Origin of the sequence: Microbacterium forte, assembly GCF_031885415.1 — a bacterium.
Lineage (GTDB): Bacteria > Actinomycetota > Actinomycetes > Actinomycetales > Microbacteriaceae > Microbacterium > Microbacterium forte.
Map to the genome: position 1 here is coordinate 1085914 of NZ_CP116871.1, position 14723 is coordinate 1100636.

The window sequence follows — 14723 nt, forward strand, 5'->3', positions numbered from 1 at the left end:
CCGCTGAGGCCTCAGCCGGCCAGAAGTCGCGGTGTCCCTGCCTCATACTCGACGAGGTCGCCGGTCTCGCCCCGGCGATACGCGCGACCGCCGATGACGAGCATGTAGATCAGGAACGCGGCGAGCGCGGCCACGCCGATGCCGATCTTGATCGGCCAGGGCAGAGACCACCCGGTCACGAAACCCTCGATCAGGCCCGAGACGAACAGCGCGAAGACGAGTCCGATCGCCACCGTCGCGAGCGAGCGTCCCTCGGCGGCGAGAGACTCGCCTCTCGATCGATGCCCCGGAGCGACCCACGACCAGAAGAGGTGGAGTCCGCCGGCCGCGGCGACGAAGATCGACGTCATCTCGAGAAGGCCGTGCGGGAGGATGTAGAGGATCATCACATCGACCTGATCGTGGGCGGCCATGACCGCGCCGGATACCCCGAGACCCATCGCATTCTGTACGAGCACGTTGATCGGCCAGAGGCCGGTGATGCCGAACAGAACGCACTGCAGGGCGATCCAGGCGTTGTTCCACCAGACCATGCCCATGAAGACCGCCGCGGGGTTCTCGGTGTAATAGCCGGTGAAGCTCTCGTCCGCATACTGCTCGAGCAGGTCGGGCGGGCCGAGGGTCGCCAGAAGCGCCGGGTCTGACGAGATCCATGCGGCGGTGCCGACCACGACCGCGATGAACGACACCGCGACCACGAGCGTCGTCCAGCGCAGTCGATAGAGGGCAGCCGGCAGCTGCAGGGAGAAGAAGCGGCCGGTCTGGGTGAGGATGTTGTCGGATGCGCCCGTGAGTCGCAGCCGTGCGCGCACGAGGATCGTCGAGAGATACGCGCCCTGAGGCGATTCGCCCACCGAGGTCTTCAGCTCCGCGAGGTCAGCGGATGCCGCACGGTATCGGACGATCAGCTCGTCGACGCCCGCCCCGTCGAGGCGGGCGCGGCTCAACTGGTCGAGTCGCTCCCACTCGGCGCGGCGCGCATCTGTCAACGCATCGGCATCCACCTGATTTACTGTACCCATGTCCGTCCCGCTCGATGCATCCGATGAGGTTCTCTCCGGCGAAGCCGTCGCGATCGACGTGCAGCCGATCGGATTCGTCCTGCGAGCCGCGGGGGCGATCATCGATCTCCTGGTCGGCATCGCCGTCTTCGTGCTCACCCTGTTCCTGCGAATCTGGCTGCTCGACATCGGAGTTCTCGACCAGGCGACCGACACGATCGCCTTCATCGCTTCGATCGTGATCAGCTTCGTGGTGCTGCCGATCACGATGGAGGTCGCTCTCAAGGGCCGCAGCCTCGGAAAGCTCGCGGTGGGTGGTCGCATCGTACGCCTCGACGGGGGCGCGACCGGATTCCGGCACGCCTTCATCCGGGCGCTTCTGGGCGTTCTCGAGATCTACATGACGCTGGGCAGCGTCGCGGTGCTCGCCGGGGCGTTCAGCGCCCGATCCCAGCGCCTCGGAGACATGGTCGCGGGCACCTACAGCCAGCGCGTGCGCACGCCGAAGCTGATCCCCAGCGTCCCGGTGCTGCCGCCGATGCTCGCCGGCTGGGCCCAGATCGCCGATGTGGCCCGCCTGCCCGACCGCCTCGCCCGTCGCATCTCCCAGTTCTTGCAGAGTGCTCCGCGAATGGTGCCGTCTGCACGAGCGAGGGTGGCGCAGGATCTGCTCTCCGAGGCCTCGCCGTTCGTCTCACCCCTGCCCCAGGCCGCGCCCGAGGTGGCGCTCATCGGCATCACCGTGCTCCGTCGCGAGCGGGAGCGCAGAGCGCTGCAGAACGCCGATCGCCGAGCGGAGAAGCTCACCGGTCGTCGCGTCGGCGTCTGAGCGCTCGTCCGGTCGGGAGGCCGCCGGGCGCACGTCAGAATCGGATCGCGTCGATCACCTTCACCCGCAATGCGACCAGGGCCGGGATGAAGCCGGCGACGGCACCGACCAGGATCGACGCCGCGAGACCGACGAAGGCCGCTCGCATCGGGAACGGCGGGATGTCCTGGATGCCGTAGAAGAGCGACGTCACCACCCAATCGGAGCGGAGCACCGCGACCACGATCGCGATGCCGACGAGCCCGGCCACCGTGGTCGCCACAAGACTCTCGAGGAACACCGAGAAGAAGACCCTGCCCGACGTCGCCCCGAACGCGCGACGCACGCCGATCTCACGCACCCGCTGCCGCATGGCGACCAGCTGGATGTTGATCAGGCTCAGCGCTCCGAGCGCGAGGATGACCGCCGCGATGCCGCCGGTGACCATCTCGAACGTCGCCTGCGCATCCAGCGCGCCGGGTTGGGCCGCCCAGTCCGAGCGGCTGACCGACACGGTCTGCCCTTCCGGAAGCCCCGCCCGCAGATCCATCGCGAGCACGGGTGCGATCTCGTCGACCTGACCCTGGCCCAGCCAGATCTCGTACTGCGGCCATGCTCCCTCCGGCAGGGCATCGACGCGAGCACGATACGCGTCGTAGAGGATGTCGACGCGCAGCTCCTCGTCGCCGAACCCCTGGCGAGGCACGACGCCCACGACCTGGTACGTGCCGCCTGCGGGCCCTGCGAGCGTCAGCGTCGGGTGCTGAGCGACGGGTGTCCGCCCGATGCGGTCCCACAGCGCCTCCGTGATCACGACGGGCGGTGAGAGCGCGTCGGAATCCGCATCGCGCATCCAGCGCCCCTCGAGCAGCTGCTCGCGGTGGATCTGCGAGTAGAGAGGGTCGATCAATCGCGAGTTCACGTCGACGATGCCGTCAGGGAGCTGCACGGGGACGACCATGCCCTGCGCGATCCGCGCGGTGTGGCTGAACTCGAATCGCTCAGCGACGCCGGTGAACCGCTCGTCGAAGGCGTCGAAGTCGACGGGTGCGCCGTCGTCGCTGCTGATCGTGACGACCAGCGTCGCTGCCCGACCACCCCAGCGGTCCGACTGCTCGGCCTGGAACTGGCGCTGATACTCGGAGATGGCCACGACCCCGGTGAGTGCCGCCACCGAGACCGCGATGCCGATCAGACTGAGCAGCACCCGCAGTTTGTGAACACGGATCTCCGACCAGGCGTCCGAGAGGGCGCCGAGGATGCCGGTCACGACACTGCTCCGCGACGCGAGGAAGGCATAGCCGGCATGGCTGGCACAGTGGCGGGCGCGGATGCCCCCGAGTCGGCCGATGCGGCGGAGGGGACGGAGGCGGCGAGCGTGGAGGCCTCGAAGGCGCGGCTGAGATCCGCCGTCTCGAGGAGTCCGGCGTCGAGCCGGTAGTGCCGCCTGGCACGGGCGGCCACATGGAGGTCGTGCGTGATCGTGACGAGTGCGGCGTCGGTCTCGGTCGCCACCTGGTCGAGCAACGACATGACGGACGCACCCGTGTCGATGTCGAGAGCTCCGGTCGGCTCGTCCGCGAGGATCAGCACGGGGCGGCGCACGAGGGCCCTCGCTATCGCGACCCGCTGCTGCTCGCCTCCGGAGAGGCGGTCGGCGACCTGCTCGATGCGGTGGCCGAGGCCGACCCGCTCGAGCATGTCGCCGGCGATCTGTCTCCTGTTCCAGAACATCCGCCCCCGTGCGTGCCCGAGCGGCATCATCACGTTGTCGAGAGCCGTGCGCCCAGGCAGCAGGTTGAACTGCTGGAAGACGAAGCCGACGTTGTCCCCGCGCAGCCTGTCCAGCCGCCCTGAGCGCATGCGCCGCACTTCGCGGTCTTCGAACGACACGGACCCGGTGGTCGGAGCGTCGAGCATCCCGAGGATGTTGAGCAGCGTCGATTTGCCCGAGCCCGACCTGCCGACGATCGACACGTGGTCACCGGCACTCACCTCTAACGAGATGCCCCGAAGGATCTCCAGTTCCGAGTCATCGGCGAGCCGGACGCTCTTGGTCACATCGTTGAGTGCGACGAGCGTCACCAGCTGACCCCGCTGTCGCACTGCTCCACGCCGGGCTCGATCTCGTAGCAGAACTCCTCCACCGGTGCGACGAATCCGGGAACGAACTGTCTGATCGACTCGCCCTCTTCGAGACCGGAGACGACCTCGACCATGGTTCCGTCGTTCACGCCGAGCTCGACAGGCCGCTCCTCGGGTTCGGCGCCGTCGCCGGCGTCGACCCACACGTTGCCGGTGCCGGCCCCGCCCTGCACGGCCGTGACCGGCACCACCAGGGCGTCGTCGACCTGTCCGAGCGCGAGATCCATCGTCGCAGGCAGGCCCGCGAAGACGACCTGGTCGCCCGGCACCGCGCATCTGACGCTCGCGGTGCCCTCGGCGCTCACCTGCACGCGGACTCCCGTGCAGGCGAACGGCGCCGGTCCGCCCGTGATGGTCACCGATGCCTCGGACGGCGCGTTCACCAGGCGGTACAGCTGCACCGGTTCCACCGTCGCGAGCAGGTGGTAGCGCGCCGGCGTGAGCGTGAAGATCTCCGTGCCCGCGGACGTCGCCTGTCCCTTGACCAGAGCGATCTCCGAGACGTCGCCCGCCTCGGAAGCGACGACATCCACATCCTTCTTCGGCTCGTCCTGCCTGATCGTGAAGAGCTTCTGGCCTGCCGCGACCGTCGCCCCTTCCGGCACGTGCACCGCGATGACCGTCCCGGTGATCTCTGCGCGCACCGGGAAGGCCTCGTCGCGGGCGACGTTGCCGCTCAGGGTGAGGGCATTCACGACGGAGCCTCGCTCGACCGGGATGACCGGGTCTCCGATCGACGCCTCAGGACTGACCGTCGCCTCGCTGCTGTCCGGGAAGAACGCGATCTTCACGAGAGCCGCGGCGCATGCTCCGAAGACGAGCACGAGAAGAAGAGGGAAGATCCAGCGTCGCCAGACGATCACAGCTGCCTTTCCGGCGGCGCCGCCCTGGCGCATCCGCGGTCAGCGTAGCCGGGTGCTCCCAGGACTCACCGCCGCGGGGCGGCGTGTCTCATCCACCGAAGTGAAGAACTCAGGCGCGAAGCGCCTCATGACGGATCACGAGCCACCCCGCGGGCACTGACAGCCGATCCGCGTGCTGCGCGCACAGATCGTGAGCGTTCGGATGCCGCGCTATCCCCAGTGGCCCGAGCGCCGCCATCTGATCGCCGTAGTCGTACGTGAGCGTCGCCACGGCTTCACGCGCGCAGCCGACCTTCGAGCAGAGTCTTCCGTCCATTCACGCCAGGCTACGGCCAGGTTCTCCGGTCGAGCGGATGCCGCGCCGCCCCGGCCGACAGACTCGGCCTAGACTTTCGCTATGCCCCGTCGTCCCCGAACCTCCGAAGCACCCCGACGCGGGGCGAGGCACGGAAGGCATGGGCGACTCGGACGCAGTGAGGTCGTGCGTCCGCCGCTGGCCCCTCTCGACGGGCGCGTCGACCGATTCGATCTGACCGTCGGCACGGCGGTGGAGTTCCTTCGCGGCACCTGGCCGGAGCTGCAGGAGGTCAGGTTCGAGATCGGCGCCATGCCGGCGTTCGAGGCGACCGATGAAGTGCCGCGCTGGCACCTCGACCATGAGAAGGCTCGGATCGTGCTCTTCCGTCTTCCGATCGAGCGCCTGCTGCCGCCAGGGCACGACGACGGCGCTCACCGGCGGATGGCTATCGAGAGCGCCGTGTTCCGAGCCGCGGCGGAGTACGTCGGCCGTGAGCCCTGGGACATGGGCGGTCACGACCACTGAGGTCGCGGATCGACCATCACCGCCCAGGTCGTCACGGGTAGACGGTGATGCTCTGCTGCGCCCCCGCCGCGGGCCAGATGGGCCACACCGCGAGCTCACCGGTCGCGGCCATCGTGACCGAGGCGTGCACGGGTGTCGGTGTCGAGATCGAGTAGACGGTGCGCGGCTTCACATCGACCGACACGGAGGAGCCCGCGGGTACGGTGACCGCGGTCGGCTCTCCCCCCGGTGCGGGTGCGACCTGCACCACTGCATCGGCTTCCTCACGATTGACGAGCACGAGGCGGGGATTCGGTCCGGAAGGAACAGCCATGTAGACGTCGTCTTCGAGCTCCGGGGCCGGTGTGACCCAGGCGAAGTCGTCCTGCGGGCCTGCGCCGTCCTGCTGTCTCACGCCGGCGAGCACAGGGTTGTCGGACTCGATGCTCATCGTGTAGCTGCCGGGCGAGAGCGCCGACAGCGAGAGCTCCGTCGGCAGATCAGCGGTGAGCGGCACCGTGAACTCGTCGACGACCGTCGACGACCCGACCTCGCTGACCCTCACCACGGCATCGGAGTCCACCTCGGGCGACATCAGACGCAGAACAGCCATGTCGGCGTTGTCGCCCTGGTTCTCGAACACCTCGATGCCCGGGAGCACCGGCTGACGCTGCGCGGCGGGAACCGCATCCTGCAGATCGATTCCCGCTGGGTCCAGCGTTCGGGTGAGCGAGGACTGCAGCACGGCACGCACCGGCGCGCCTGTCGCTGTCACCTTGACGATCGGGAAGTCGGAGCCGGCGGCGATCGATGTCAGCGGGAGCGCGACCTGCGACTCCGCGGGGACGATCACGGTGCTCGATGCCCGCACCGACCCGTAGACGCCGAGCGACACGGTCGAGGGCACGACGCCCGGATTCGTGAGGACGATGAGATCCTCGGTTCCTGTGGCGACCGTTCCCCCCACGAGCCACGACTCGATGCTCGGAGGGCGGCAGGGAGCCGCGGCGAGGCCGGACAGATCCGCCTCTGCCAGACTCGCGGACTCGGTCGCGCCGAGCAGGGGGGCTTGGCGTCCGTCGACGATGCCGACGAGGCGCAGGGCGGCTCCGCCGTCGGCGAGGTCCCTCGCAAGCAGGGGGCTCGACTCCGGTCTGCCCGACGAGCCCTCGACCGTCAGTTCGGGTGTTGCCGCCGACACCATCTCGAGTGGATTCGACGGATCGCGTCCGACGGCGCGGAGATCGCCGTTGCACACGAGCACGGTGTCACCCGGAAGAGGCGTCACCTGTGCCTGAGCGGGCTCGTGCACGACTGTCGGCCACGTCGCCGTGACGCCGAACGCGACGCCGACGACGCACGCCCCTGCCACGACCGCGCCAGTCAGGACTCGAGCGCCGGTGGCCGCCACCCGGAATGCACGGTTGCCGGTCATCGTCGCTCCCTCTCGTCCTGCTCGGAGTCCGGGCCGACATTACCCTTCGTGCCCGCGTCGTGGTCGGCATCGTCGACGACGTCGCCGGGATCGGTCTCCGCGTCCTGATGCGGACTGCTCGGGGAACCGGTCTCCGCGGACGCATCGGGTTCTGGTGTCTCGGAGGATCCATCGTCCGTCGTCCCGGCGACCGCAGAGGCCCCGCCATGCTCGCGCGACGTGCCGGGATCTTCACGATCATCGGAGTCTTCGCGGTCCTCGGGGTGTCGCGGCAGAACGAGCGGCTCTTCCGGTGCACGTCCCACGATTCGCGACCTGGCACGCGCCGCCCGTCGCGACGCACGCGTCGGCACCGACAGCAGCAGGGCGGCGAGAACGAGCACGAGCTGGATCGTGATCACGAGCCGGGCCGTCGCCTGCTCAGCTGACGAGAGCGGGGCACGCGGCGAGGCATCGGCCTCGAGCCGGTAGAGCACACCGCGGTCGGTGGAACCGGCCTGAACGAATCCCGCCCGCTGGTCGAGCGATGTCACGGCCGCCGTGCGCAGGGAGCGGGCACGATCGGACTCTTCGCCGGAGACCTGAGCGACGAGGACGTAGGAGATCCCGGTCATCCCCAGCTCGTCTGCGGCATCGAAATCGCGTGCCGAGAGCAGGTCGACCGCCAGCGTCGTGAGGTCGGCACCGCGCAGCTCCGTCGCTGTCGACAGGATCGTCGTCTGGGCGCTCAGCGTCTCACTTCCGCCCCACGCGACCTCGGTCGCGAGCCCTCCGTCGTTCTGGGGGGTGAGCACGAGCGTGCCGATCTGACGGTCAGCGCCCGCCTGTGCGGCGACGTACGCCGGCAGCGTCGACGCAGGGCCGTCGGTCAGTTCGGAGGAGTCCGAGTGGAATGCGGCGAGCGCCGGAACCGCGCACACCGCGATCGACAGTCCGGCGACCGCCGCGCTCAGGACTCGCACCCGTGGCATCGACAACGCGGTGTCGAGGGTCACGAGGGCGGCTCCCGTGACGCCGACCCAGGCGAGACTGAGACCGGAGCCCGGCCAGATCGCGACAGGCTCCCCCTGGGCGAAGGACACTGCGACGCCGACGGCGAGGAATGCGGTGGCGAGGCCGGACAGTGCGACGACCAGAAGGGTGATCCCCGCCCGCCAGCGAGGAGCGACCGACGATACGAGAGCGAGAAGTGCCAGAGGGGCCAGCAGCACCGCGACCCACGGCGCGAGTTCGACGCCGAGCCAGGAGGCCCATCCGGCCATGTCTCCGGTGGGGAACCCCGTGGCCAGGGCGAGCCTTCCTGCCGCATCGGCCGTCGCCTGCGGACCGTTCCAGACCGAACCGGGATCGGCGAGCACCGCGAGGATGTCACCGTGGCGAAGCTGCCAGAGCACGAGCGGAGCGAAGAGCGCGACGGCAGGAACAGGCACCCACAGGAGGCGGACGGCCCCGCGGATCCGCGCCCCGGCCAGAGTGATGCCGAGCGCCACGACCCACAGCAGCAGGAGCGCCGGGGCCAGCGACGGCGCGCACGCCGCCACCGCGGCGAAGAGGAGGGATGCGGCTCCCGCCGCGCCCCATGAACGGTGAGCCACGGCTGCTGCGTGGAAGAGCCACGGCAGCAGAAGGTGCACCAGCACTCCTGCTGGGCGACCGTCGACCAGCGCAGTGAGGAAGGTCGGCGCGAGCGCCCACACGATTCCGGCGAAGATGCGCAGGCCCGCTCGATCCGTCACACGCGTTGCGGCGAACCAGCCGCCGAGCACGGCAAGCGGCAGCGCCAGCACCCAGAGCAGCACGAGGGAGAACGACGGGGCACCCGGCCAGAGCGAGCCGAGCACGGCGAGCACACCGGCGAACGGATCGGCCGGACCCACCACATCGACTCCGAGACCTCGCAGCCCCCAGGCCGCGTCGTTCCAGAGCGCTCCGACCGTTTCGCGCAGCGGAAGCAGGGCCCCGCCACCGAGCACCGGCCACGCGAGGATCGTGGTGAAGGTGGCGAGGCTGACCACGAGCGCGGCGAGCACCGCCCAGGCGCCACCGCCCGAGAAGAATCGAAGTTCGCTGGCGGATCCGCCTTCGCTGCCATGGCCGTCGTCCAGCCGTCGACGCAGGTCGGAGCTGCTCACCCGCAGCGGTGCGATGCTCGACCAGCTCGATGTCCGGAACGAACGGATGCGCGCACGAGAGCGAGCGATCGCGCCGAAGCGGAACATCGCCGTGACTGCCGCTGCCCACTCGGGAGCGACCGCCTCCGGCCTCTTGCCGATCAGATCGGTCATCGATCGCCAGAGTGCGAGCGGGAGCAGGCTCAACCAGTGCAGCGGCACGGCGATCGCCGGGGCGTAGGCGAGCCGGCGGTGCAGCTGCGCAAGTCTGGTCGCGAAGGCGCGCCTGCCTCGTGCGGTCGGCAGTGCCGCTGGCCCATCGGGCGAGACCGACACTCTCGCCGACGGCGCGAGCACGACACGTCCGCCGCCGAGTCGGGCGCGGACTCCGAGATCGAGTCCCAGATCCGCTCCGGCGAGGGCCGGATCCGGCCGAAGCGCGTCACGGACCTCGCCGCGGATCAGCATGCCGCGGATGTCTGCCCCCAGCGCGTCGTCGCTGCCGTCGTGCTGTCCCTGATCCAGCTCACCGGCTGCCAGCTCTACAGCGCGTCCGAGAGTCGTCATGCTGACACCGAGGGAGACGATCTCGCGCTCGTTGTCCGTGTGCACGAGCTTGGGCGCCACGATCGCCGCAGACGGCGAGCGCTCGAGGGTTCCGACCAGGCGCTCGAGAGCGCGCTCGTGCGGCGCGGTGTCATGCGCGAGCAGCCAGACGGCACTCCCCTCGAGGATGCGAGGTCTGGCCAGCTCGACCGCATCGGCGAAGGACGTACCGCCGCGTGCCTGGATGATGCCTTCGACAGCGCCGGCGATGGCCCCGCTCTCACGAGCCGAGGCCGCATCGCCGCACATCACCAGGGTGATCGCGGCTGGGGGTGTGGTCTGGGAGCGCAACGCATCGAGTGTGCGGAGCAGCTGCGCGCGGGCGGAAGAACCGGGGCGCGCGACGATGATTGCATGAACTCGGGCTGGCATGACCTGGTCAGCCTATGCGCGCGGCAGGACTCCGAGGCATACCTGCTTCGGCGTGGCCGCGAAGCTATGAGAATCGCGAGTCGCCTCGGGTGACGTGTCCCTGGGAGCGGCTCGGAGCGCGCCTCCCGACGGCCGTCGCATACCGGATCAGCTGGCGCGACGCTTGAGCTTGCGGCGCTCGCGCTCCGAGAGGCCGCCCCAGATCCCGAAGCGCTCGTCGTTGTTGAGCGCGTACTCGAGGCATTCGCCGCGGACGTCGCACGATGTGCAGATCCGCTTGGCGTCGCGGGTGGACCCGCCCTTCTCGGGGAAGAAGGCCTCGGGATCGGTCTGCGAGCAGAGCGCATCGCTCTGCCATGCCAGAGCATTGTCGTCGTCGGTCTCGATCTTCCGAACCCCGGGGACACCGAGGTTGATCGGATCGACGAACCAGTTCTCCGGTACGTCTGAACGGTAACCCGTCATCTCGCTCTCCAACCCCTAAATTCCGCCCCCTCGGCGGGCCGTGCTCAACTAATTACACCCGTGTCATTCGCATCGGTCAAGTCGCGGATCGTAAACCCTCAATCCGGTCTTGAAGGTTCTTGACCGCCGCACGGCGTGTCGCACGCCCGCGCCGAGGGTCACCCTTCTGCGGCAGGATCGCCGGGAGCGGCGACGAACACTTCGCCTCGACCGTTGATCGTCAGGCGCTCCTCCTCGGGCGTCGCGAACGCGACCGTGCCGACCGGGACTTCACGCCGCTCGCCGTCTGCGCCGCTCACCACGACACGACCCACCGTGGCGAGGACCATGGTGGGTCCGTCCACGTCGATCACGACACTCGCATCGTCGAGCTCGATCCGTCTGAGCGAGAAGTCGGCGACGGGCACCGGGTACACGGTGACGGCATCCGCCGCCGCCGGACGCAGCACGGGCACTTCACCCGTCGTCGTATCGAGGATCGAGAGCAGCTCAGGCACATCGATGCGCTTGGGAGTGAGGCCTCCGCGCAGCACGTTGTCGCTGGCCGCCATGATCTCCACCCCGAGCCCCGAGATGTAGGCGTGCAGCAGACCGGCCTTCAGGAAGACGCCCTCTCCCCTGCGCAGCACCACGTGGTTCATGAGGAGTGCGACGACCACGCCCGGGTCACCCCGGTAGGTCTCCGCGATCGCAGCCACTCCACGAAGGGTGGCGGCCCACTCGCCCGACGCGGAGCCTGCCGCCGTGTGCACCGCGTCCACGACGTCATCCACCACCGCCTGCGCCTCACCCGACAGCAGCCAGCCGATCGTGTCGCGCAGCACGTCACCCTGGCCGTCGAGACGAGAGGCGAGCTCCGCGACCCCCGCGCTCTCTCCCAGCACGTCGAGCAGGCGCAGCGTATCCTCGACGGGCCGCAGCCCGCTCAGCGACTCGAAGCGATCGCTCAAGGCGACGAGCAGCTCCGGCTTGTGATTGTCGTCGCGATAGTTGCGGTTCGGGTCTGTGCCAGCGAGCGCCGACTCCCGCGCCCACCCGGCTCTCGCCTGCTCGATGGTGGGGTGCACCTGGATCGACAGGGGCGATGCGGCCGCGAGCAGTTTCAGCAGGTAGGGCAGGGATCCGCCGGTGACGTCGTCGAGCGTCCCGTCGCCCTGCACATCCGCAGGGTCTCCAGGGTGGTCGCCGAACCACACCTCGGCCTCGGGACCGCCCGTGGGGGTGCGGCCCTCCAGGTCGGCGAGAAGCGTAGGCGACCCCCAGGCGTAGTCGCGGGGCACGTTCGAGAGGCTGAGAAGCATGTCACCAGGGTATTGGCATGCGAACTCGCCGTGCCACGACGTACCGCATCAGGTTCGTCGCGATGTCCGCGCTGTAGCCTGAACGCGATGGCGCAATACACGAAGCACCCGGTCGCCGCCCCGCCCACCGCTCCAGAGCGCGAGTCGACGGGGCATCTTCTGCTGCGCGGATACATCGGGCTCGTCCTCTTCGCGACCTTTGCTCACTCGGCGGTCTACAACCTCGTCGGCGAGATCGGCGCCTTCGTCACCCTCATCGTCTTCTTGATCTCCACGCTCGCCATCGGCGTTCCGATGGTCGCCCGCCGCCGTCCTGCCGCGTTCGCCTGGCGGCGACTGCCATGGGCGGCCATCGCCTACACCGCCTTGGCTCTGCTCTCGGTCGCGTGGTCGCAGTGGCGAGGGGCGACGATCATCACCTGGTTCCTGCTCGCGACCGTCACAGTGAACGCCCTGTTCATCGTGCACGTGCTGTCGTGGCAGGAGATCGTGCGAGCACTGGCCTCCGCCTTCAAGTGGATCCTCGGACTGTCCCTCGCGCTCGAGTTGTGGGTCGCGCTCGTGGTGCGCGCTCCGATCCTGCCGAACTTCTTCGTCCGGCCCGACGGCGAGACGAATGCGCATTGGTACTGGGTCAGGGGCAACCTGCTCGACGGCGGCCGCATCCAGGGGATCGTGGGCAATTCCAACGTGCTCGCCATCGTCTGCCTGTTCGCGATCCTCACGTTCGGTGTGCTGTTCGCCGCCCGTGCGCGGTGGCGCACGACTCTGGCCCTCTGGACTCTGCTGGCCGGGTACTTCTTCCTCCGAGCCGGATCCGCCACAGCGTACGCATGCGCGGCGGCCGCGGTCCTGGTGCTCGTCGTCGCACTGCTGATGCGTCGCACGAAGACGCCGGGCGCGCGAACGAGGCTCTACGTGGTGTCCATCGGCGGCGTCGCGATCGCAGGAGCCGCAGCCTGGCTGCTTCGTGAACCGCTCTTCGCCCTCCTCGGGCGCAGTGCAGACCTCACCGGTCGCTCCGACACGATCTGGGACAAGGTCCTCGCGCGGGCCGCCGAGCACCCGATCTTCGGCAACGGCTTCTCCAGCCCCTGGGTGCCTTTCGACCCCGCCTTCGCCGGGTGGATCGAGGATCACGGCATCACCGTCTTCCACGCGCACAACATGTGGCTCGACGTCCTGATGCAGCTCGGCGTCGTCGGTGTCGTCCTGGTGGCGCTCGCCTATCTCAGCCTGCTCTGGCGTTCGTGGTTCTTCGCGGTCGACAGACCTCGATGGGACCTGAAGTCCGACCGCACCTTCTCGGCGATCACACTGCTTCCGAGTCTCTTCACCGTCGTGCTGCTCGTGCAGGGCCTCACTGAGTCGACGCCCATCATGCTCTGGGGCTGGATGCTGCTGGTGATGCTGACGTTCAAGATCAAGGTGGTGCCCCTGGTCGGCGTGGGCGAACGGGAGCGCGTGATCGAGCGCGGCGAGCGAAGCCGGCGGGTTCCGTGACGACGCGACGTCGTCTGAGCGATCTGCTCGGCTCGGCCGAATTCGCTCGCGCGTACACGGTGGTGGCCCTCACCGCGGTCTTCTCGTCGTTCACGATCGAACACGCGGCCTCCCACGTCACCCTCGCCACGATCATCGCCGTCCTCTGCGTGCTCGGCGCCTGGGTCCTGTGGGTGCGTCGAGAAGAGCTCTCGCTGCTGCGCATCGCTCCGTCATCGCTCCTGGCCTTCCTCGCCTGGGCGCTCGTCAGCATCGTGTGGACGACCGACAAGTCGTCCACCGCTTTCGGGTGGATGGAGCTCTTCGGATTCGCGTTCCTGGCGGTCACGGTCGGCCACATCCGTGACACGCTCCAGACGGTCCGCGCCCTCGGCGATTCGCTGAGGTTCCTCCTGCTCGTGTCGCTCGGCCTGGAGATCCTGTCCGGCGTGCTGCTCGACACCCCCTTCACCTTCCTCGGAATCCAGGGCGACCTGGCCGTCGGCGGCCCCGTGCAGGGGATCTTCGGCAGCAGGAACATGCTCGGATTCGTCACGGTGATCGCACTGATCACGTTCGTGGTCGAGTGGCGCTCCCAGTCGCTGACGGCTCGCATCGCGATCCCGTCGATCGCTCTCGCGTCGCTGCTGGCGTTCTTCTCGTCCTCCCCCACCGTGCTGGTGCTCGCGGCCGCGGTCGGCGTCGTCGCCGTCGCTCTCGCGATCGTCCGTCATGCACCTGCGGAGAGACGGACCATCGTGCAATGGGTGCTCGGCGTTCTCGTCGCCCTCGCCCTCGCTGCGGCCTTCGCTCTGCGCCACGTGATCATCGCCCTGCTCGACGCGGGGTCCGACTTCTCGATCAGGGCGACCCTGTGGAACACGATCCTCGATTTCGTCGCTCTCAAGCCGGTGGAGGGATGGGGGTGGTTCGGGTCCTGGGCCCGCGGCGAGTTCCCCTTCACCTACATCAACTTCCTGCTCGACGACCACCATCAGAGCGCGCTGAACGCCTACTTCGACGTCCTGCTGCAGCTGGGCACGGCAGGACTCGTGCTCTTCCTCCTGTTCGGAGGCATCGCCACCGTCCGATCGTGGCTCGTCGCGAGCGTACGACGTTCGGTGGTCTACGCCTGGACGCCTCTCATGCTCGTCACTCTCGCTGTGGAGTCGATGTTCGAGAGCTTCACCCTGGTCGGTGCCGGGTGGTTCATGCTGGTCCTGTGCGCTCTGCGGGCCGGCCAGACGAGGTCGTGGCGCGAGAGCATAGATGCCGCGCACACCGGTGCGATCCCGACCCTGCGCCCCGAACGCTGACCACTCGCCGCGCCCT

Annotated in this window: 13 protein-coding genes; 4 read left to right on the forward strand and 9 right to left on the reverse strand. The window is 68.8% G+C overall.

Annotation, left to right across the window (positions count from 1 at the left end):
* Window positions 1-11: 11 nt before the first annotated feature.
* Window positions 12-1004, reverse strand: coding sequence for a stage II sporulation protein M (locus tag OB895_RS05410; protein ID WP_056376240.1), 993 nt, complete (start codon window positions 1002-1004; stop codon window positions 12-14).
* A gap of 16 nt (window positions 1005-1020) precedes the next feature.
* On the opposite strand from OB895_RS05410, the gene OB895_RS05415 reads away from it, so the two are divergent.
* Window positions 1021-1830: an RDD family protein gene (locus OB895_RS05415; RefSeq protein WP_042541933.1), complete on the forward strand. Its 810-nt coding sequence runs from the start codon at window positions 1021-1023 to the stop codon at window positions 1828-1830.
* Between the two features lie 34 nt (window positions 1831-1864).
* Here the strand turns inward: OB895_RS05415 and OB895_RS05420 are convergent, their stop codons facing one another.
* The 4 genes from OB895_RS05420 to OB895_RS05435 form a co-directional block, all read right to left on the reverse strand.
* Complete coding sequence (locus tag OB895_RS05420; RefSeq protein ID WP_042541934.1) at window positions 1865-3079, reverse strand: ABC transporter permease; 1215 nt, start codon at window positions 3077-3079, stop codon at window positions 1865-1867.
* The gene (locus OB895_RS05425) at window positions 3076-3894 is read right to left on the reverse strand and encodes an ABC transporter ATP-binding protein (protein WP_079113948.1); all 819 of its coding nucleotides are present in this window, start codon (window positions 3892-3894) and stop codon (window positions 3076-3078) included. The genes OB895_RS05420 and OB895_RS05425 overlap by 4 nt, the downstream gene beginning before the upstream one ends.
* A complete protein-coding gene (locus tag OB895_RS05430; RefSeq protein ID WP_228385681.1) occupies window positions 3891-4850 on the reverse strand; it encodes an efflux RND transporter periplasmic adaptor subunit in 960 nt (319 codons plus the stop codon). Before OB895_RS05430 ends, OB895_RS05425 begins: the two co-directional genes overlap by 4 nt.
* 76 nt (window positions 4851-4926) lie before the next feature.
* On the reverse strand, window positions 4927-5133 hold the full coding sequence (locus OB895_RS05435; protein ID WP_042541935.1) for a DUF3499 family protein: 207 nt from the start codon (window positions 5131-5133) through the stop codon (window positions 4927-4929).
* A 165-nt stretch (window positions 5134-5298) separates the two neighbouring features.
* On the opposite strand from OB895_RS05435, the gene OB895_RS05440 reads away from it, so the two are divergent.
* A complete protein-coding gene (locus OB895_RS05440) occupies window positions 5299-5640 on the forward strand; it encodes a metallopeptidase family protein (RefSeq protein WP_079112586.1) in 342 nt (113 codons plus the stop codon).
* A gap of 31 nt (window positions 5641-5671) precedes the next feature.
* On the opposite strand, the gene OB895_RS05445 is transcribed toward OB895_RS05440, so the two are convergent.
* From OB895_RS05445 to manA, 4 genes are all read right to left on the reverse strand, one after another.
* The gene (locus tag OB895_RS05445; protein WP_311879392.1) at window positions 5672-7054 is read right to left on the reverse strand and encodes a DUF5719 family protein; all 1383 of its coding nucleotides are present in this window, start codon (window positions 7052-7054) and stop codon (window positions 5672-5674) included.
* Window positions 7051-10143, reverse strand: coding sequence for a glycosyltransferase (locus OB895_RS05450; protein ID WP_153302158.1), 3093 nt, complete (start codon window positions 10141-10143; stop codon window positions 7051-7053). Before OB895_RS05450 ends, OB895_RS05445 begins: the two co-directional genes overlap by 4 nt.
* A gap of 147 nt (window positions 10144-10290) precedes the next feature.
* Window positions 10291-10608, reverse strand: coding sequence for a WhiB family transcriptional regulator (locus OB895_RS05455; protein WP_079112584.1), 318 nt, complete (start codon window positions 10606-10608; stop codon window positions 10291-10293).
* A 158-nt stretch (window positions 10609-10766) separates the two neighbouring features.
* The gene (manA, locus tag OB895_RS05460) at window positions 10767-11909 is read right to left on the reverse strand and encodes a mannose-6-phosphate isomerase, class I (RefSeq protein WP_079112583.1); all 1143 of its coding nucleotides are present in this window, start codon (window positions 11907-11909) and stop codon (window positions 10767-10769) included.
* 87 nt (window positions 11910-11996) lie between these two features.
* On the opposite strand from manA, the gene OB895_RS05465 reads away from it, so the two are divergent.
* Together OB895_RS05465 and OB895_RS05470 are read left to right on the forward strand one after the other, a co-directional pair.
* Window positions 11997-13412 (forward strand): O-antigen ligase family protein, encoded by a 1416-nt coding sequence (locus tag OB895_RS05465; protein WP_311879396.1) that lies wholly within the window; start codon window positions 11997-11999, stop codon window positions 13410-13412.
* On the forward strand, window positions 13409-14707 hold the full coding sequence (locus tag OB895_RS05470; protein WP_042541940.1) for an O-antigen ligase family protein: 1299 nt from the start codon (window positions 13409-13411) through the stop codon (window positions 14705-14707). Before OB895_RS05465 ends, OB895_RS05470 begins: the two co-directional genes overlap by 4 nt.
* Window positions 14708-14723 lie beyond the last annotated feature (16 nt).